The sequence below is a fragment of the Chitinophaga agri genome (assembly GCF_010093065.1).
GTDB lineage: Bacteria > Bacteroidota > Bacteroidia > Chitinophagales > Chitinophagaceae > Chitinophaga > Chitinophaga agri.
In genome coordinates this window covers 1,282,722-1,302,747 of record NZ_CP048113.1, presented here as the reverse complement: position 1 = coordinate 1,302,747, position 20,026 = coordinate 1,282,722, and the positions used below count along the sequence as shown (strand labels likewise).

General features: G+C 48.2%; 14 protein-coding genes. 4 read left to right on the top strand and 10 right to left on the bottom strand.

The genetic code is table 11. The annotated features are described in order from the left end of the window. Window positions 1-4: 4 nt before the first annotated feature. Window positions 5-1,207 carry a glycosyltransferase gene (locus GWR21_RS04925; protein WP_162330662.1) on the bottom strand — a complete coding sequence of 401 codons (1,203 nt, stop codon included), beginning with the start codon at window positions 1,205-1,207 and terminating at the stop codon, window positions 5-7. A 134-nt stretch (window positions 1,208-1,341) separates the two neighbouring features. On the opposite strand from GWR21_RS04925, the gene GWR21_RS04920 reads away from it, so the two are divergent. Then, entirely contained in the window at window positions 1,342-2,877 is a 1,536-nt protein-coding gene (locus GWR21_RS04920) for a bifunctional GNAT family N-acetyltransferase/carbon-nitrogen hydrolase family protein (RefSeq protein WP_162330661.1), read from the top strand. A 12-nt stretch (window positions 2,878-2,889) separates the two neighbouring features. After that, entirely contained in the window at window positions 2,890-3,186 is a 297-nt protein-coding gene (locus tag GWR21_RS04915) for a thiamine-binding protein (RefSeq protein WP_238430192.1), read from the top strand. A 73-nt stretch (window positions 3,187-3,259) separates the two neighbouring features. On the opposite strand, the gene GWR21_RS04910 is transcribed toward GWR21_RS04915, so the two are convergent. Together GWR21_RS04910 and GWR21_RS04905 are read right to left on the bottom strand one after the other, a co-directional pair. Then, complete coding sequence (locus GWR21_RS04910; protein ID WP_162330660.1) at window positions 3,260-4,507, bottom strand: YeiH family protein; 1,248 nt, start codon at window positions 4,505-4,507, stop codon at window positions 3,260-3,262. Between the two features lie 90 nt (window positions 4,508-4,597). Continuing rightward, window positions 4,598-5,830, bottom strand: a complete 1,233-nt coding sequence (locus tag GWR21_RS04905) for a nucleoside recognition domain-containing protein (RefSeq protein ID WP_162330659.1) — start codon at window positions 5,828-5,830, stop codon at window positions 4,598-4,600. Window positions 5,831-6,066: 236 nt separating this feature from the next. Here GWR21_RS04905 and ychF point away from each other — a divergent pair, with 236 nt between their 5' ends. Further along, the gene (gene ychF, locus GWR21_RS04900) at window positions 6,067-7,170 is read left to right on the top strand and encodes a redox-regulated ATPase YchF (RefSeq protein ID WP_162330658.1); all 1,104 of its coding nucleotides are present in this window, start codon (window positions 6,067-6,069) and stop codon (window positions 7,168-7,170) included. Between the two features lie 81 nt (window positions 7,171-7,251). Here the strand turns inward: ychF and GWR21_RS04895 are convergent, their stop codons facing one another. Further along, window positions 7,252-8,265: a phosphotransferase enzyme family protein gene (locus GWR21_RS04895; protein ID WP_162330657.1), complete on the bottom strand. Its 1,014-nt coding sequence runs from the start codon at window positions 8,263-8,265 to the stop codon at window positions 7,252-7,254. Between the two features lie 102 nt (window positions 8,266-8,367). On the opposite strand from GWR21_RS04895, the gene GWR21_RS04890 reads away from it, so the two are divergent. After that, entirely contained in the window at window positions 8,368-9,678 is a 1,311-nt protein-coding gene (locus GWR21_RS04890) for a glucosidase family protein (protein ID WP_162330656.1), read from the top strand. An 89-nt stretch (window positions 9,679-9,767) separates the two neighbouring features. Here the strand turns inward: GWR21_RS04890 and GWR21_RS04885 are convergent, their stop codons facing one another. The 6 genes from GWR21_RS04885 to metX all read right to left on the bottom strand — a co-directional run bounded on the left by GWR21_RS04885 (window position 9,768) and on the right by metX (window position 20,022). Then, the gene (locus tag GWR21_RS04885; protein WP_162330655.1) at window positions 9,768-12,524 is read right to left on the bottom strand and encodes a TonB-dependent receptor; all 2,757 of its coding nucleotides are present in this window, start codon (window positions 12,522-12,524) and stop codon (window positions 9,768-9,770) included. A gap of 331 nt (window positions 12,525-12,855) precedes the next feature. Further along, window positions 12,856-15,978 (bottom strand): efflux RND transporter permease subunit, encoded by a 3,123-nt coding sequence (locus GWR21_RS04880; protein ID WP_162330654.1) that lies wholly within the window; start codon window positions 15,976-15,978, stop codon window positions 12,856-12,858. 14 nt (window positions 15,979-15,992) lie between these two features. Further along, entirely contained in the window at window positions 15,993-17,072 is a 1,080-nt protein-coding gene (locus tag GWR21_RS04875) for an efflux RND transporter periplasmic adaptor subunit (protein WP_162330653.1), read from the bottom strand. Between the two features lie 15 nt (window positions 17,073-17,087). Continuing rightward, a complete protein-coding gene (locus tag GWR21_RS04870; protein ID WP_162330652.1) occupies window positions 17,088-18,389 on the bottom strand; it encodes a TolC family protein in 1,302 nt (433 codons plus the stop codon). 122 nt (window positions 18,390-18,511) lie between these two features. Continuing rightward, window positions 18,512-18,901: a hypothetical protein gene (locus GWR21_RS04865; protein ID WP_162330651.1), complete on the bottom strand. Its 390-nt coding sequence runs from the start codon at window positions 18,899-18,901 to the stop codon at window positions 18,512-18,514. Between the two features lie 104 nt (window positions 18,902-19,005). Beyond that, complete coding sequence (gene metX, locus GWR21_RS04860; protein ID WP_162330650.1) at window positions 19,006-20,022, bottom strand: homoserine O-acetyltransferase MetX; 1,017 nt, start codon at window positions 20,020-20,022, stop codon at window positions 19,006-19,008. Window positions 20,023-20,026: the final 4 nt, after the last annotated feature.

Genomic DNA, 20,026 nt, shown 5'->3' with positions numbered 1-20,026 from the left:
CAGACTATGCTGTATTTAATATTGCCTCGTAAATGGCAGTTACAGCGTTTTCCCAGCTATGTGATCTTGCAAAAGCAATACGCTGTTCCCGCAGCGTGGTGTTGTCCTCCATAATAGCTTTGCTGATCAGTGTAACATACTCATTTGCGTTCCGGGCAAGATAGGTGTGTGAATCAAAAAACTCCATTGTTCGTGTAGCAGTAGCCACTACAGGCTTTCCCAATGCCAGGTATTCATCAATTTTCAGCGGATAATTGCCGATAGTCAGTACATTCACCTGCTGCGGATTGATACACACGTCAAATGACGCGATATAAGACGGCAGGTCTTTTAAATCTTTTCTGCCCAGGAAGTGTACATTGGGCAGTGTATGTAAAACTGATTTTTGAAAAGCTTCGTCTTCTGGTCCTACCAGCACGATGGACCACTCCTTTTTCTCCCGGGCAACGTGCTCAATGATGCCCAGGTCCAGTCGCAGGGAGTTGAGTGCGCCGACATAACCGACTATAGGCCCTTTGATCTGCTGCACATCTGCGGGCTTCGCATATTGCCGCGTCACATCGAACAGACTGAGATCACAGCCCTGGCCAACATAGTAACTGTTTGGATTATATTTCCTGAGAATGTCCGTCAGATAGTTAGAGTTGGCCACTGCAATGTCGGCTTTTGCAATATGTAGTGGCTCCAGCTTTTCACCGTGTTTTCGCCAGTAATCCACGCCCAGCAGGTAGTCCCTGCTATAATAGATATATGTGGACGGCTTAAGCAGCTCTTTCATGTAGAAGCCACGAAAAATATCATTATCATTGAATAATATAACGTCTCTGAACCCCAGTTGGTTCATTGCCTCCCGGATACTTGCCGCAAACTTCCGGTTATTACGTTTGTTCAATAAGGAAAAGATCGGCCGCGCAGGGGCAGGCAACCAGTTGATCGATTCCAGTACCGCAGAAGGGTAGTAGCTCCACAGATTTTCCCTGACAGGTACGATCGCTGGCTCTTTCTTCTGTATAGTTTTCAGATGGTAAATAACGTTCGGATCATCCTTCTGGTGCAGGATCGTTCTTCTGTCAAGCGGTGCGTTGACATACAATACGCGGTTATGGCGCGCAAATTGCAAAGCTATATTCTTACAATTACTTCCGATAGGGGTATACCACTGTTGTAAGCCAATGATAACAATATCCCGGTTCCTGATAAGTGACACTGCAGTTGCGAATTAAGATGAACAATTGCTTATCGAGGTCTTTAAGGGAGCATGGTTAAAAAACATTTCAAATATAGCTACTTTTTTTACATTATAGAAAAAGCGGCAGCAAAGAATCCGATAACTTTAATGTTATGACCTCGAAACACGTACCCGAAACAATTGACATCAGGCAATTAACTCCTGAAGATTATTTAGACCTGAAGGCATCCATGGTTTCCGCATATGCCGACATGGAAGGCAGTTACTGGCGCGAACCCACCATCCGCAGACTGGTAGAGCTTTTCCCGGAAGGACAGATCGCTGTTACCGTGAACGATAAAGTAGTAGGTTGTGCCCTTTCCATTATCGTGGATTATGGAAAATTTGGTGACGAACATACCTATGAACAGATCACCGGGTATTATACGTTTAGTACTCACGACCGTAAAGGAGATGTGCTCTATGGCATAGAGGTGTTCGTAGACCCTGAGTATCGCGGACGCCGTCTTGCCAGAAGACTGTATGATGCCCGTAAAACGCTGTGTGAGCGGCTGAACCTGCGTGGTATTGTAGCCGGCGGCCGTATTCCCAATTATCTGAAATATGCGGCTGACATGTCCCCCAGAGACTATATCGAAAAGGTGCGGGATAAGGAAATCTATGACCCCACACTGACCTTCCAGTTCTCCAACGATTTCCAGGTCAAGAAGATCCTGAAGAACTATCTGCCGCATGACGAGTCTTCAAAAGGTTTCGCTACCCTGCTGCAATGGTATAATATCTACTATGAGAAAGACCATGATACTATCAGATATAATAAATCTACCGTGCGTATCGGACTTGTACAATGGCAGATGCGTGATTACGGCGGACTTGATGGTTTCCTGCAGCAGGTGGAGTATTTCATAGATGCCGTCAGTGACTATGGGTCCGACTTTGTCGTTTTCCCTGAGCTGTTCAATGCGCCGCTGATGGCCGAGTTTAATCAGATGGATGGCGCGGCTGCTATCAGGGGCGTAGCACAGTATACGGAACAGCTCCGCGACCAGTTCATTAAACATGCGGTATCGTACAATGTGAACATCATCTCTGGCAGTATGCCCATTCTGATCGGAGAGTCATTGTATAACATCTGCTATCTGTGCCGCCGTGACGGGACGCACGATTACTACATCAAAATGCATCCGACACCAAGTGAAGTGTATGCCTGGGGTATCAAAGGAGGAGATACACTCAAGGTATTCGATACAGATTGCGGTAAAATAGGTATACAGATCTGTTATGATGTGGAGTTTCCCGAACCATCACGCATATTGGCAGAGCAGGGAATGCAGATATTGTTTGTACCTTTCCTGACGGATACCCAGCATGCTTTCAACAGGGTGCGGTTCTGTGCGCAGGCCAGGGCGATCGAGAATGAGTGTTATGTGGCCATGGCTGGTTGTGTAGGGAACCTGCCGAAGGTGAATAATATGGACCTTCAGTATGCACAGAGCGCAGTACTGACACCGTCAGACTTTGCCTTTCCTGTAACCGGTGTGAAAGCAGATGCTACTGCCAATACAGAAATGGTGGTCATTGCGGACGTAGACCTCGTATTACTCAAGGAGCTGCATGCTTTCGGGAGTGTGCAGACGAAGAAAGACATGAGAAGGGATCTCTATGAAATAAAGTGGAAGAAACGTTAAACAGTAATAAACATGATGGCACACAAGATCAATTTAGCCTTACAGATCCTTCCTTCTGTTCCCAGTGACCAGGTATATGCAGTGGTAGATGAAGCCATTGCAGTGATCCAGGCTTCCGGACTGAAATACAGGGTTTGTCCTTTCGAGACTGTGATAGAGGGCACTTACGACGAGTGTATGGAGGTAGTCCGCAAGGCGCAGGAAGTATGCTTCAAGGCAGGCGCATCACAGCTGCTGGTGTATGTGAAAATGCAGATCAGAAAAGATGCTGATGTCAGCATTGAAGATAAGACAGGTAAATACGATTAAGTAGTTACCTGTGCTGGAAACGCCGCTAGTCCGCCGGAATGAGATGCCGGCGGACTACCAGCTATGGGTTGTATTACCTTCCGAATACAAGATACGCTATCACCAGCGTGAATACGATATTGAATGCCTGGGCAATGATGAACGCCATCGCCGGACGGCCATTTTCCATTTTAAAGATATCCGTGAATTTGGTCTCGAGTCCTATACATGTAAACGCAATAGCGAACCAATAGGTTTGCAGTTCCTTCAATGGGCCTTTAACGGTCGCCACGGTGCCTGCTGGTAGCAGGAAGGAAAACAGGATGGACGCCAGTACGAAACCTAATACGAATTTTGGAAAACGTTCCCATATAGTACGCAGTGTAGGTTTTTCATAATTGGCTTTCTTATGGCTATACGACCAGTACAGTGAAATGAAGAAGGCGGCCAGTCCGAGTAACACATTCTGCGAGAATTTCACCAGCGTAGCGTATTTAAGGGCTTCTTCCCCGAGCATCGTACCTGCTGCTACCACTGCACCCGATGTGTCAATAGTACCTCCAAGCCATGCGCCTGCTACAGCGGGTGGCATATGTGCCCAGGTAGCAATGTATGGCATGAACAGCATCATGGGTATGGCAACGATGAGTACAAGGGAGATGACATGAGACAGCTTCTTGTTGTCGCCTTCTATAGCACCGGAAGTAGCGATTGCTGCCGATACCCCACAGATGGATACTGCACTGGATATCATCATCCGGAATTCATCATCCAGTTTCAGCTTACGACATACCCAGAAACTGAAATACCATACGGTAAAGACTACCGCAACAGATTGCAGTATCCCCAGACCACCGGCTTTGATAATATCATCAAACAGGACGTTCGCACCCAGCAGAACGAGTCCTATCTTGATATACAGCTCGGTTTGAATGGCCGCCTTCAGGATAGCAGGAACGCCCAGCAGGTTGCTGATGAGGAGTCCGAGTATGAGACTGAATAATACCACTTCCACACCAAAATCCTTCAGTGTTTTGTAACTGGCAATAAACTGCGCCAGCAACGTGATGAAGATGATGAAAAGGAGGGAAACGAATAGTTTCGCGATCTCCACCTTTCCGGTAAAGGCCTTTGCCAGCAGTAGACTGCCGAAGACCCACAGGAAAAGTATCCCCGTCTGTTTCCAGACGGCCACGCCCGCAAACTGGGCCGTGATAAAAGAACTATCGTCCCATACAGCGATCTTTGGCAGTATGGGTTTCAGGCCGAACAGCACCAGGCCAATTGTTAAAAATGCGATAATAACAGCAATCCAGTCTTCGTGAAGCGTTTTCTTAGGCATGACAAAATAATTAAGTTTTTCCCCTGGTGGAAGCAGATCTATTGGTGGTGCCAGCCAAGATAATAAAAGAATCTAATGAAAGTAAATAATCTAGTGAAAGAATATGTATGCCAGCACGATCGCCGCGACGATGCCGACAACATCGGCTATCAGGCCACAGGTCAGGGCGTATTTGGTCTTTTTGATGTTAACTGAGCCAAAATAAACCGCCAGCACGTAGAAGGTGGTTTCTGTCGACCCCTGGATGATACTGGCCAGTCTGCCGGCGAAGGAGTCCGGTCCATGTGTTTTCAGGATGTCCACCATAAGGGCACGGGCTGCACCACCACTGAGCGGTTTCATCAAACCTACCGGCAGGGCAGGGACGAAATCGGTATTCAGGCCCATGCTGCTGAAGATCGCTGCGATCGCATCCAGTACATAATCCATACAACCCGTATTCCTGAATGTACTGATGGCCACCAGCATGGTCACCAGGTAGGGGATGATGGTAATAGATACCTGGAAGCCTTCTTTGGCGCCGTCAATGAACACATCGTAGACATTGATCTTTTTAGCGGCCCCTAAAGCAAGGAAAGAGACAATGATCGCAAATATGACGAAGCCACCGATAAAGGCGGTGTAGGTCGCGATCTGGTCAGGTGTCAGGAACTGCATTACGTAGAAGAGGCCTGCCAGTAGCAGCCCAAACACGGCAAACGTGAGTAGGATGGGGGCTTTCAGCAGATTGATACGTTGATATAAGGCCACGGCAAGTAACCCGGAAATAAAAGAGATCAGGGTACCGATCAGCGTGGGAATAAAGATCTCAGCGGCATTGGAACTACCAGCTGCAATACGCAGTGCGATCACAGAAGTTGGAATCAGGGTGATACCCGCTGTGTTCAACACCAGGAACATGATCTGCGCATTGGTCGCTACTTCCGGCTCAGGATTGAGTTCCTGCAACTGCTTCATGGCTTTCAGCCCTACCGGGGTAGCGGCGTTGTCCAGCCCAAGGGCGTTTGCACTGAAGTTCATCAGGATAGAGCCCATGGCCGGATGCTTCTTCGGAATACCCGGGAACAGCCTGGAAAAGAAGGGATCCACCCAGCGGGCGAGGATGCTGATCATTCCACCTTTTTCACCCACTTTCATGATGCCCAGCCAGAAGGTCATGATGCCAGCCAGCCCAAGTGATATTTCGGCTCCCGTTTTGGCACTATCGAACATGCCGTTCATAACGGTAGAGAAAACGGCGGTATCCTGGAGGAAGATGAGGCGGCAAACGGCCACAACAAAAGATATCAGGAAGAACCCGAGCCAAACATAGTTTAATGCCATACGGTGAAATGATTGAGCATCAAATCTAATGGCAAAAATTTAATATTAAAAGTAAAAATCTGTGTGACAGGGAGAGAGGAGACGAGGGATAGGGCCTATCCATGTAGTATATACGGCTGACGTCTGGCGTTGACAGGGGAAAAGTCCGGCTGTTTTTCGCTGTTGATAGTGCGCACACTTCGTATGTGGGATTTTTAGTAGCGAAAAAAGTATTATCTTTGCGCAAATTTTTGAAAATGGCGTTACAAGTAGGAATTGTTGGATTGCCGAATGTAGGGAAATCGACATTATTTAATGCGGTAAGCAACAGCGCAAAAGCGCAGGCGAGCAATTATCGCTTTTGCACAATTGAACCTAACGTAGGACTTGTAGACGTACCGGACGAGCGTTTGGCTAAGCTGGAAGAGCTGGTGAAGCCTGAGCGTGTGGTTCCGACTACTATTGAATTCGTTGACATCGCAGGTCTTGTGAAAGGCGCGAGTAAAGGTGAAGGTCTTGGTAACAAGTTCCTCGCTAATATCCGTGAGGTAGATGCGATCGTTCACGTGATCCGCTGTTTCGAGGATGACAACATCCTGAGAGAAGAAGGTGCGATCAACCCTGTAGGTGACAAAGAGATCATTGATACGGAGTTACAGCTGAAAGACCTCGAGAGCGTTGAAAAGAAGATCGCGCGTACCGAGAAAATGGCTAAAACCGGTGGTGATCCTAAAGCCAAGGTAGAATTTGAAATCCTGAAAAAGTGCCAGGCACACCTGGAACAAGGTAAAAATATCCGTGAGCTGGGACTGAGTAAAGAAGACCGCGTTGCGATCGCTGACCTGTTCCTGCTGACAGAAAAACCGGTACTGTATGTGGCGAACGTTGATGAAGCCTCCATGCTGACCGGCAACAAATTCTCTGAAACGCTGCAGGCTTCTGTGAAAGCAGAAAATGCTACTGTAGTGGTAATGAACAACAGTATCGAAGCACAGATCTCCGAACTGGAAGATCCGGCTGATAAAGAACTGTTCCTGTCTGAATACAACCTGACTGAACCAGGTCTGAACCGCCTGATCCGCTCTGCTTACGGTCTATTGAACCTGATCACTTATTTCACTGCAGGGGTGCAGGAAGTAAGGGCATGGACCATCCACACCGGCTGGAAAGCGCCACAGGCTGCAGGTGTGATCCACACCGATTTCGAAAAAGGTTTTATCAAGGCTGAGGTGATCGGTTACGATGACTATGTGAAGTACGGTTCTGAAACTGCCTGCCGCGATAATGGCCGTTTACGTATAGAAGGTAAAGAATACGTTGTAAGCGACGGTGATGTAATGCACTTCCGTTTTAACGTATAATAAAGATACTTCAGGGTTTTCTCCGCTGAAGGGTACAACAAATCTCAGACGTCCCGGGACCTATCCCGGGACGTCGCCTATTTATGGCGTTACCTGTCCGGTTTTGTCCCACTCTTCTTCCATCAGCTTTTTCAGCATCCCGAACCTGCTTTGCAGATTATGCAGCTGCATCAATGGTGAAAACTGGTCGTGCGTCATATGAAAGCGCATGTAAAACAGCCAGAACCCCAATCCGATATAGGGAATAGCCGCCTGTTCGCCCTCACTCAGTGGTCTTTCCGATCGGTATGCCTCCAGGAAGGTGGCATACGTCTCTTCCATCGTCTCATTCGTTAGTCTTCCCATTAGTTTATCCAGCAACAACTGCTGGCGGAAAGTTGTAATATCATAGATCAGCCATCCCCGTCCGAAGAAATCAAAGTCAAAAATGGTGATCCTGCCGGCTGCGTCAAAATGGAAGTTTTTAGGCAGAAAATCGAAGTGACAATAACCAGCACTGAATTGATCCGTTGGGAGGGTAGAAAGCGCTGTTTTGACCCTTTCTACAGCGCCTGTGATCCATTCATACGTGGCCTGGTCTTCTTTGAAATAATCCTTTGCCGCTGCCACCGGTTCGTCCAGGGTAGTGGTGATGTCAATATTCCAGCGGGCATCTGCCAGGATAATAGCGGCGGAGACATTGTGAAAGCGTGCCATCTCTTTGCCCAGGGTACGCAGCTGTTCGTGTGAAAGCATGTTGTGAGAGCGGCCTTCCGCATAAGAGAACAGCACGGCATGCCGGATGCCTTCTGCGGCCTGGAGGGATTGGATATGACCGCCGTCTTTGTCTGCTACCGGATAGGAGACAGATACCTCCGCCGCCTTCAGGGCATTCAGTAAGGTCACCTCTGCCCGGATATTGCCCAGCGTTCTGTGCGAAGACCGGTAAATGCGCAGAATAAAGCGGTTATCATTCGTGGTGATCAGGTACGTGTCACCTACGCCACGTACAATGAACTGGCATTGAACATTTTCCAGGGCGTACTGCTGGCTGATGTAGGTGGCTAAGGCATCAGGGCTCAGGGTCGAATAAGTGGTGGGGAAGATGGGTTGCATGGCGCAAATATACAGGGTTACCTTGTATTACCTTCCTACTATTATGTTTGTACATATGAAATCATGTTTGTACATTTGTATGTAAACTGAACATGCTTTCATATGCGTATACGCTTAACTTACCTGCTCATTGCCTTATCGACGCTGGCATTCCACGCACCAGCTTCCGCGCAGAAAACCACTAAAAAAGGTCTGTCGCTGACTATTCTCCATGACACCCGCCTGGATACGATACAAGCCAGGTCGCTGCGTCTCCTGACTGGCTTTACGGCCGGTACTTCCTATGGAGAGGTCTGGATCCGTGACCTGAACACTTTCATCAAAGGATCTCTTAAAACACACCCGAAAGAAGAAGTGAAATCGATGCTGCTGCTGTTCCTGAAAATGCAGGGAGATGGTGGTGATATTGTCGATGGCATGATCGATAAAAAGAAGATGGGCACAGGCGCCGGTTATGAATACCGTTATGCCGATCTCGCACCTGAGTGGGCCGCTCATAAGAACACAGTGGAGACCGACCAGGAATCGTCGTTGTTGCAGGCTGTCAGAAAATATATCGATGTGACGGGTGATCGTGGTATACTGGAAGAAGAGATAGGAGGGAAGAAAGTCATCCGCCGGCTGGAAGAGGCTTTATTATACATCCTGAACGACAGGTGGGAAGAAAAGTATGGTCTTGTAAAAGGTGCTACGACGGTTGACTGGGGCGATGTACAACCTGAAACCGGCTGGGGTGTTCGTATTAATGATAAGACGAAATGGGCAATAGATGTATATGACAACGCGATGTATGTAATGGCCATACACGATTTCCTCGCAATCAAACCTGCGGCTTACCATACACAAAAAGACTGGGCGGCAACTGCTGCTGAGATAAAAAAGAATGTGCGCAAATATCTCTGGAAAGCAGACGTGCAGAAGTACATTCCTCATCTGTATCTTGATGGTAGCCCGTTCCCCGCTTCGTTTAATGAAAACGCCCTGTTATATACCGGTGGTTCTGCCTGTGCTATACTCGCGGGTTTTAATACACCGAAAGAAATAGCCGCTATCAATCAACAAATGGTCGCTGCGGCTGCGAAAGAAAAACATGCAACCATCGGCATTACGGTATATCCTCCCTATCCGGCGGAACTTTTCCCTAACATGCATCCTTACGTCTATCAGAACGGAGGCGACTGGACCTGGTTCGGTGGCAGGATGATACAGGCGCTGATTGAGAATGGTATGGTGAAAGAAGCGGTAGCAGAGTTGCAGCCTATTATAGAAAGAACACTGGCGAATAAAGGGTTTTACGAATGGTATGATGTGCGTACCGGTGCGCCCAAAGGTTCCGGCGATTTCAGGGGAGAAGCAGGCGTGCTGTATGACGCTATCGTTATGTTGCGCGAATGGGCGGAGAAAAATAAATAATTAATTGCTGTCGTACGACAATGTTATAGAACAGGAAGGGCCGTTCACCACATAGTGAACGGCCCTTCCTGTTCTATATCGGGTAGTTACTATCTCAGCAGGTCATCAAACAACACTGCTACATAATAAATACCGCCTGCTTTCGGATTACCGAAGGATGTCTGGAAGTAGTGGTTAGTTATATTAGAACCACCCACCTTGATCGTTCCCTTGATCTTAGGTATCCTGTAATTCACCTGTGCATCGATCGTACCATAAGCCGATACATCACCTCTTACGAAGCTGGAGCTCCAGGTGAACGCATCCTGCCAGCGATACATCACGTTGAAACCAAGGTTTTTCGCAATGTTCTTATTGGCTACGCCAATATTGAAACGGTATTTAGGTGTGTTGAATGCATTGTCCAGCTCATTTTTGCTATCGGTCAGTGCATTGTAGGAGAAGTTACCGGATAATGTCCAGCTGTGGATCAGGTAGTCCAGTCCGAGCGCTCCGCCCTGCGCGCTTACCTTTTCAGGATTGTTCACGTACGTAGCGAAGATCCTGGCGCTGTTCAGTGCAGGGTCCTGTGCCAGTGGCTGTGTAGGCTGTATCAGCGCCACGTACGACAGGAAGTTCTTGTACGAACTGTAGTAGTAATAAGCGTCGATCAGTAAGCGGTTTTTGATCAGACCCTTATAACCGATCTCGTAGGCGCTCACGCTTTCAGGCCTGAATTTGTTGAATGTATATTGCTGTAACTGGGTAGGATCGCCGGTTGCCGCATAACGCTGTACGCTCGCCTGCGTGTAGCCTTTATTGGTATTCAGGTTGTACTTGTTCAGCAATTCAGGTAAACCTCCTATCAGACGCGTATTCGCACGGATTGGGAGGTCGATGTACTGGTCCTGGTTGGTTGGATTGCGGTAAGCGGTCTGGAAGGAGAGACGGATATTATGACGCGGTGCTACGGTGAATACGCCTGATAAACGTGGCGTAAAGCGACCGTCAAAATTCTCGTTCTTGTCATAACGGATGGAACCGGTCAGCTTGATCCGCTCGTTCACCAGTTTCTTTCCCACCTGCAGATACGCGCCGTATTCATCTATCTTAATATCCTTGTCGGCATCGTCAAAGATGGTACCGTCAGAGTTCAGGGCGTAGCGCCGTAAAGAGGCGCCTGCCTGCACTTCCAGTATTTTTATATGATCGCTGAAGTCGTAGAAACCTTCGTAGTGATAGAGGTTTGTTTTATCGTTGAACTTAGCACCGTTCCTACCGGCACCAAAACCGATATAATTACTGGTAATGGTTTCCTTTGCCTGGTTGAAGGTAGCGGAACCTGGTTGCAGGCGGTTTCTGTCAGCGTAGGACCTGGCGATGGCATGTGCCTGTTCATTGGTCTTTACACCTGGCGCGCCCGGGAATACACCCGCTCTTGCCTGGTTGTAAACAGTGGCATATTCTGCAAACCATCCACCGATCACGTTGCCGCTGCCATCTCTTACCACACTCGGATTATAGGCCTCGTTCATGATCGTACCCAGGGCGGTGGCATTGTATGCTTCGCCGGAACGCTCCTGTGTGGTGTAACCACGTACAAAGAAGCGTTTACCACGTACTTCAAGCTTATACTGCCCCAGGTTGAATTTACGCAGGGAATAGCGGTCAGAACCCGTATATACAGTTGTACCGGTACCCCAGTTACCCTGGAGGATCACCTCTGTATTGTCCGTTACCTTATAGTGGAAGGCGGCGCCTGTTTTCAGGCTGCGGGTGCCGTAGTCCACCAGGTCTCTTTCCCTGTAACCCGTGCGGGACACTGCCTGCCCATTGAGTAATCCGCCTGTTGCCCCAAAAGTATTGGTGATCTCATCACCGTAGACGTTCACGCCATCATAATTCGGGTCGGTCGCGTGAGAAGTTCCTGCTTTGGTACGGAGGTTCAACCGGTCGAAATTGGTAGAGTCAACAGCCTGCCAGTCGTCTGCCTGCATAAAACCGAAGTTCAGTTTAAAGGCGAATTTCCCGAAAGCTTTCGCATAACGGGCGGTGACATCAGGGATGAAGCCAACATAGTTCTGCTGTTTCTTACCAAGATGGTTGATCCCTGCCTGTAGTTTCAGACTAAGACCCTGGTATTCGAAAGGGCTTTTGCTGGTCATCAGCAGGGTACCGTTCATACCACCTGCTCCATATAACGCGGAGCTGGCGCCTGGCAGTAATTCTACGCTGGCCACATCCAGTTCCGAGATGCCTACAATATTACCTACGGAGAAGTTCAGGCCAGGAGCCTGGTTGTCCATACCATCCATCAGCTGATTAAAACGGGTGTTACCATTTGTGTTGAAACCCCTGGTCGTGATGGTACGGAAGGTGAGGCTCTGGACGCTGGATTCCACCCCTTTCAGAGAGGGTAGGGCGTCATAAAAGCTGGGTGTTGCCGATTCCCGTATCGCCGTGGCATTCAGTTTCTCAATAGATACCGGCGACTCCAGTATACTTTGAGACACACGGCTGGCGGCAACAACAATTTCTTCTCCCAGGATCTCCGTAGAGGTAAGTTGCACGGTAACATGACCGGGCCCGTCGACCACTAATGAGTTGTTGGAATAGCCCACTGAGGAAAAGATCAGCGTCAGGGGAAACTGCCGGTTGGTGTTGTACCTGAAGTTGCCGGTGCCGTCGGTAATAGTCCCGGATAAAGAGCCTTTTACACTGACAGTGACGCCTGGAAGAGGATTGCCTGTTGTTTTGTCTGTTACAGTACCTGTAATAGTCTGTTGCTGCTGTGCATAGACGACAGAAGACAGGTTCATGAGTAACATGAGGGCACACAAACAGGTGAGTTGTAAGTAGTTTTTCATACTGTGGCGATTTTGGATGATCTTGGGATTACCGTTAGGTTTATAATTTTTATCAATATAACAAAAATACCTGAATTGTTGACAGGCCTCGTCTATCTACTTAACAACCAGAAAGAGAATTAGTTCTGATAGGAAAAAGGGGCTAGATAATTAGGGATCGGGAATTAGGAATCAGGGACTGAGAGGTGGTAAGAGACGGCTTATTAATTAGAATAGGCGCTTCGGTTAGGAAGCGCCTATTTCTTACTGGGTAATATCTCCTGCTTATTCTCAGGTTATTTGCCCACTACAGGAACATAAGTAGCAGCAATTCCTGCTGCTTAATTCCTGATTAATCCAGCTTCTGTCCCATCTTCCTGTAACCCAGGTAGAAGAACAATGGAAATACCAGCAGCGTTAGTACGGTGGCAGTGATCAAGCCGCCTATTACTACTATGGCCAACGGTTTGGAAGTCTCAGAACCAATTCCCTTGGACAGAGCTGCCGGTAATAGTCCGATAGCAGCCATCAGCGCTGTCATCACCACTGGACGTACCCTCGTACGTACCCCGTCTTTTATGGCTGTTTCTAATGTATGCTTATTAAATTCATGTCGTTTCACCGACTGCATATTATTTTTGAATACCGATATGAGGATCACCCCGTTCTGTATACAGATACCGAACAATGCAATGAAGCCGATACCCGCAGAAATACTAAAGTTTGTCCCGGATATAAGCAGTGCAGCAATACCCCCGATGATGGCAAATGGTACATTGATCAATACAAGTCCCGCGTCTTTTACATTTCCGAACATGACGAACAATATCAGGAAGATGATCATCAGGCTGATAGGCACTACCTCCGTCAGGCGTTTGGTAGCACGCTGCTGATTTTCGAAATCCCCGGCCCACTGCATTTCATATCCTTTATCCAGCTTTACCTGCTTGTTTACTTTTTCCTGTGCTTCTGCAACTGCACTACCCATGTCACGTCCGCGGATGGAGAATTTCACCGCCGTATAACGCTGGTTATCGTCCCTAAAGATAATACTTGGTCCGGTAAGTGTACGGATAGTGGCAATATTTTTAATTGGCACACGTGCACCGCGGAGGGTAGGGACCATCAGATTACTGATAGATTCCGCCGTGTTACGGTATTTCTCTTCATAGCGCAGACGTAACTGGAATTTACGCTCTCCCTCATAGATCTGTGTGATGGCTTTACCCCCGATCGCCATTTCGATGATCGCATTTGCGTCCGCTGTAGTAACGCCATAAAGTGCCATTTTATTTTCATCCAGGTCAATTCTCATCTCCGGCTGACCGATATTTTTGATCACACCCAGATCGGTTACCCCCGGAATGTCTTTCATAATATCGTAGATCTCATTGGCGCGGGCCTCGGTATACGTCAGACTGTCGCCATAGATCTTCACACAAAGCGACCCCTTAACGCCCGATACGGCTTCTTCCACGTTATCCATGATAGGCTGGGAGAAGTTCAGGTTCACTCCGGGATAGACGGAGAGTTCCTCCTGCATCTTGTCGATCAGCTCTTCTTTACTGATCCCGCTTTTCCATTCGTTTTTCGGATAGATATCTACATGGAATTCAATATTATAGAATCCTGTAGCATCCGTGCCATCATTAGGCCGGCCCGTTTGCGACATGACCTGCTTCACCTCAGGAAAGGTAAGAATAATACGGCGCATTTTATTGGCCAGTGTCTTGGATTCTTCCAGCGAAACACTCAGCGGACAGGTTGCACGAATGTAGATGGCTCCTTCATCCAGTTCGGGCAGGAACTCAGACCCCAGGAATTTAAAGTTGAAGAGTCCTACCACCACCAGTGCACTGGCCATGATCAGCGTCAGCTTCTTATGACGATAGGTGCTGGAGAACAACTTCATTACACCATTGGTGAGCCATTCCACAAATACATTGTGCTTCTCCCGCACGTTCTTCCTCAGCAGGATACTACTCAGCAACGGTATCAGTGTCAGCGTCAGTAACAATGCACCCAGCAATGCAAAGCCCAGTGTCCAGGCCAGTGGAGAGAACATCTTACCTTCTACTTTCTCGAATGAGAAGATCGGTAACAATCCCGCAATGATGATCAGTTTAGAGAAGAAGATCGCTTTACCCAGTTCGCCGCCGGTCTGTTTGATCATACCCAGCTTGGACAGTTTGTTGAATCTTTCCATCCCCAGCTGATGCTGCTTATGGTCGAGTAATACGAAGATCCCCTCCACCATCACGACAGCGCCGTCAATGATGATACCGAAGTCTATCGCCCCCATCGACAGCAGGTTGGCTGACATACCTTTTAACGTCAGGCAGATGAAGGCAAACAATAATGCCAGTGGTATTACAATGGCAACGATAACGGTCGTACGCCAGTCAGCCATGAACAGGAATACGATCACGGTTACGAAGATGATCCCTTCCAGCATGTTATGCAGCACTGTATGTGTCGCGAAGTCTATCAGGTTGTTACGGTTGTAGAACGTGTTGATCTTCACATCGGCTGGCAGTACTTTCTCATTCAGATATTTAATACGCTCTTCCACGCGGTTGATCACCTCACTCGGGTTCTCTCCCTTACGCATCACGATGATCCCTTCTACCACATCATTCTGCTTGTCACGTCCTACCTGGCCCAGTCGTGGCAGGGCTGAGATGTCTACCTGCGCGATGTCCTTGACCAGGATCGGCGTATTATTGATATTATCAACGATGATATTGCCGATCTCCTCTGCGTTATTCAGTAACCCGATACCGCGCACCACATACGACTGTGAGTTATCGACGATCACGTCGCCACCCACATTGATATTACTTTTTGAAATAGCATTGTATACATCCAGTGGTGTGATGTCATAAGAGGCCAGCTTCTGCGGATTTACCGTGATCTCGTATGTCTTCACTTCCCCACCAAAACTAACAACATCGCCTACGCCCGGAACATTCAGTAACCGGCGTTCGATCACCCAGTCCTGCAGGGTTTTCAGTTCCTTGACGGTCTTCGTTTTACTCTCCAGCGTATACCGGAATATCTCTCCCGTAGGGCCGGTGGGCGGTTGTACATCTGGTTCTGCTCCATCTGGTATTTCAACATCGCGCAGGAGGTTGTTGACCTGCTGACGGGCGAATGCGTCGTCTATACCATCATCGAAGATGACTTTTACCACGGATAATCCGAACACGGTAGTAGAACGTACAGAGGTTTTTTTCTGTACCGGATTCATGGCTATTTCAATCGGCACCGTTACAAACTTCTCTACTTCTTCCGCACTTCTGCCGGGCCATTGCGTGATGATGGTGATCTGTGTATTTGTTACATCCGGGAATGCTTCAATAGGTATTTTTTTAAACGCGATCACACCCCATATAATGAGTATGACCGTAGCAAAACCTATGAAGAGCCTGTTCTTCAGAGAAAAGGCGATGACTGATTTTATTATCTTCTGCATAAGATCCTGCCTGGTTATTTAAGGTTAAGCGCATCATAAATAAAGACCTGTGCGGAGGTGACCACCTGGTCGCCTTCCTGGAGACCGGAGATAAACGCACGGTCGTCAATTCTGCGTAGCAGGTTGATCTCCTTTATCTCCAGCTTGTTTGCCTTCTTTACAATTACAAACTGTTTACTATTGTCCATCACCATTGCCTTCGCCGGAATACTGAGTATTGCACCGGTGGTTTTGGCGCTCACTTTCACGGTAGCGAACATCTCGGGTTTTAATTCACCGCTGGCGTTCGGCATGCTGATACGTACCTGCATGGTACGGTTGGCCGGGTCGAGCACATTGTAGATCTTATCGATCTTGCCCAGGTACTCCTTATCGGGGCTGGCAAGCGTTTTCACTCTCACTTCATCGCCTAAACGGATATTGGCAATATCTGATTCATATACATTGGCAATGATCCATACAGTAGACAGATCGGCTACGGTAAATAAACTGTTGCTGTTATCCTGGCGCACTTCAGAGTTACCAGTGATGTTTTTCTCAATTACATACCCACTGATCGGCGCCCGGAGTGCGTAAGCGGAGCTATTACCACCGCTGATATTTGCTACCTGGCGGGCCCTGTTCAGTTCTGACTGTGCCTTTTTATATTCTATCTGTGCAGAGAGATAATCCTGTTGGGTAGCGAGGTTGCCTTCAAACAGGGACTTTTGTGTCTCCATGTTCTTCCTGGCCATCTCCACGCTGGATGCTGCGATCGATACATCGTTGGTGATACCGGCTACTTCGGCACTCTCCAGTACCGCCAGTACCTGGCCCTGTTTGACGTAGTCGCCCAGTTCTACCTGTACGCTTTTGATTTTACCACTTACAAGCGCATATACTTTGGCTTGTTTCCCTTCATCGGGCTGGATCTTACCATTCAGTTTGATAGTTTCTGAAGGTGCTTCCATAGTGGCGGGAGCGGTTTCCACGTTTTTGACCAGGCTATCGGATACTGCTGGTTCATCTTTCCTGGTTTCCGTATGATGAGAACCGCAGGCAGCTAACATGCCTGTGAAAGCAAGTGAAAGGATATATATAGCGAAAGATTTCATGACGGATTTCAGTTGTTATTTGTTATTGAACAAGGTTTTGCCCACAGCAAAGTTGAGCGTTTCAATGGCCTGCATCCTGGCATTCTGCAGCTGATTCAGTTGCAGCATATTCTCCTTATAGGAGTCGTAAAAGTCGGTCAGTTCCAGCAGGCTGATATTCTTTTTCAGGAAGTTGTCGGTGATAGCGCTGAGCAGTTGCTCGAACTGTCCGCGGAATGCCGGATCAATTGTTTCCAGCATCTTATCCGTATTGATCGCCTTCGCATAAGCCGTCTGCACTTCATTCTCTACGGCCTGCGTTTGCTGCTGTACCAGCAGTTTCGCCTGATCGGCATTATACTTTGCTGCTTTGATATTCCCCTGGTTGCGGTTGAAGAAAGGAAGGTCTATACCCACATTTAAAAAGGTAGCATTGTCCACGAAACTACCCCGTTTATCAAAAGCGGCGCCCAGTGAAAAGTCGGGTACAGCCATTGCTTTCTGCAGGCGGTAGTTCTGTTGGTTGTACTGCATGCTGTTCTGTGCCAGCTGCAGGTCCTGTCTGTTCGCATAGGCGCTGTCCACAAGGCTCTGCAGACTTGTCTGCCTGATTTCCGGAATACCGTTCACCGCCGTATCTGCCATCTCCAGCACATACCATGCATGGTTATTCTGCAGGAGCAGCTGCATTGCTGCTTCCAGGTCATTCAGCTGGTTCTGCATACTGGTGCGGTCGGCTCGCAGACTATACAGCAGTGAGCGGAGGCGTACGGCATCTTTCAGCGTGACCAGCCCCTTTTGCTGCAGATCTTTATAGGTAGCATCCATTTTTGCCAGTGAAGCGATCTGCTCCTCATAGGCTTTCATGGAGTGCTGCAGGTAGTAGGTCTGATAAAAGGTACTGCGTAGCGTATAGCGTAAGGTACGCAGCAGGTCAAAGAAGGCATTTTCAGCCATGCTGGCATTGGTACGGGCTAGCTGTATCTGTTTATTCCTTTTTCCGGCGAGAGAGATCATTTGCTGGATCTCTACTTCATACTGACCGGTCCTGTTACCAAGATCGAAGAATTGTTTCCTGGCAGGATTATACAGGTTACCACTGAAAGTAAGGTTTGGATTATTATATAACCGTGCCTGAATGATCTCGGCCTGCGCGATGGATACATTGTATTTTTCAGCCAGCAGCTGCAGGTTCTTTTCAAGGAACTGCTTCTCTGCCTCGGGAAGGTTGATGTGCAGGGTATCCTGTGCTTTGGCGGTTATCGCTGTTGTGAGCAACAGCACACAACAGGTAAGTAACCGGCAGAGCGAGGCTGCACGAAAGTCCTTACTAGACATTTGATTCGTTTAAATAAGATTTTATAAAAGAGGGTATGTGAAAAGATCAACAATACAGGCACAAAAAGGTTTACCAGTCAACCTGTATAGGTTGTCCAACGTGCTCGCATGATAGAGAGATCTTAAGAATGGTATGTAGTACCGGTTTCAGGAGGAGGGGTGAGGATGTCATAGGCAATGCTGCTTATTTTCTGCGCCTGCAGGCGGGGGTAGGCTACTGCAAGATCAACCGTGGAAGGCTCGTCCCTTGTCAGTACTATTTCCTGCACATTAGATACATAGCAGGTTACGCCAGCGCTGCCAGTGAAGAAATGCGCAAGGTCATCATCTTCATCCTGTGTAGTGATTTCAGTATTACCCAGGACCATCTGATCGATGAGTCCAAGGAAGGTATTAATGTCATTGATCTGGCGGCCGAATGCATCATACACATCGTGCTCGTCCGCGACCGGAACGAACATCGTCGTATTGACGTGTATAAAGAGTAATATGTATGCAAAAAACCTCGCCATGATATTATGATACAAATATAGATGGACGCAGGTATAATCTGTGTGTGCTTAGGGAACTTTAAGGCGTTTTTAATGCAGCCTTAAGGATCAGGAAAGAGGAATGCCTAATCCATCCACCCTGCCAGTAGCTTATTTATTTTTTCAAACTCAATCAGGAAACCATCATGGCCATACGTAGAATCTATCTCATGATAGGTGGCCTGCGGCATATGTTGTGAGAGGAACAGCTGTTCTTCCGGCGGACACAGTATATCACTCGTGATGCCTACGATCAGTGCCGGTTGCTGTATCAACGCGAGTGCACCTGCAAGGTCGGTGTTACGGCCGCGGGAGATATTGTGGCTGTCCATTGCCTTGCTCAGTATCCAGTACGACTGTGCATTGAAGCGTTTCACCAGCTTCTCGCCCTGGTATTCTATATAAGAGGATGCGCGGAAATGATCTGTTTTTTCATTGTCAGGATCTGCCTGGGTACGTACAAAGGTCTGATAGTTCCTGTAGGTAAGCATACCTATGGCACGGGCCGCTTTTAGTCCCCGGGCACCCGCAGCGAAGGAGTCTTCCCGCCAGGTCTGGTCTGCTTCTATGGCCAGGCGCTGTGCGGTATGAATAGCGATGCTCCACGGGCTTTCCGAAGCACCGGTACACAGCAGACAGAGACGCTGTACGATGCCCGGCTCCAGCAGGGCCCATTCCAGTGCCTGATACCCACCCATAGAACCGCCCATGAGTAGTTTAATCTGTTTGATACCCAGGTGATTACGTAACAGTACATGCGCGTTCACCATATCTCTCACTGTAATGAGGGGGAAGGAGTGGAAGTAGGGCTGACCGGTTAGCGGATTGACAGACGTCGGACCGGAGGTGCCATAACAAGACCCCAGTATGTTGGCGCAGACAATAAAATCGCGCTCCGGATCAATGGCATGACCCGCCTCTATGAGGCCCTTCCACCAGTCTCTTACATCAGAATTGGCTGTCAGGGCATGGCATACCCAAACTACATTACTCGCCGTACTGTTGAGCGTACCATAAGTATGATAAGCGATCTGCAGCTCCGGCAGCGTCGCGCCGGATTCCAATATAAAAGCCTGTTTGCTATGGAAATGATGTACTGTCAATGCC

What these genes read in the sequence shown, in the direction of transcription:
- GWR21_RS04920 (WP_162330661.1), top strand. Translation starts at nt 1,342, where the DNA reads ATGACCTCGAAACACGTACCCGAAACAATTGACATCAGGCAATTAACT.
- GWR21_RS04915 (WP_238430192.1), top strand. Translation starts at nt 2,890, where the DNA reads ATGATGGCACACAAGATCAATTTAGCCTTACAGATCCTTCCTTCTGTT.
- GWR21_RS04910 (WP_162330660.1), bottom strand. Translation starts at nt 4,507, where the DNA reads ATGCCTAAGAAAACGCTTCACGAAGACTGGATTGCTGTTATTATCGCA.
- GWR21_RS04905 (WP_162330659.1), bottom strand. Translation starts at nt 5,830, where the DNA reads ATGGCATTAAACTATGTTTGGCTCGGGTTCTTCCTGATATCTTTTGTT.
- ychF (WP_162330658.1), top strand. Translation starts at nt 6,067, where the DNA reads ATGGCGTTACAAGTAGGAATTGTTGGATTGCCGAATGTAGGGAAATCG.
- GWR21_RS04895 (WP_162330657.1), bottom strand. Translation starts at nt 8,265, where the DNA reads ATGCAACCCATCTTCCCCACCACTTATTCGACCCTGAGCCCTGATGCC.
- GWR21_RS04890 (WP_162330656.1), top strand. Translation starts at nt 8,368, where the DNA reads ATGCGTATACGCTTAACTTACCTGCTCATTGCCTTATCGACGCTGGCA.
- GWR21_RS04885 (WP_162330655.1), bottom strand. Translation starts at nt 12,524, where the DNA reads ATGAAAAACTACTTACAACTCACCTGTTTGTGTGCCCTCATGTTACTC.
- GWR21_RS04880 (WP_162330654.1), bottom strand. Translation starts at nt 15,978, where the DNA reads ATGCAGAAGATAATAAAATCAGTCATCGCCTTTTCTCTGAAGAACAGG.
- GWR21_RS04875 (WP_162330653.1), bottom strand. Translation starts at nt 17,072, where the DNA reads ATGAAATCTTTCGCTATATATATCCTTTCACTTGCTTTCACAGGCATG.
- GWR21_RS04870 (WP_162330652.1), bottom strand. Translation starts at nt 18,389, where the DNA reads ATGTCTAGTAAGGACTTTCGTGCAGCCTCGCTCTGCCGGTTACTTACC.
- GWR21_RS04865 (WP_162330651.1), bottom strand. Translation starts at nt 18,901, where the DNA reads ATGGCGAGGTTTTTTGCATACATATTACTCTTTATACACGTCAATACG.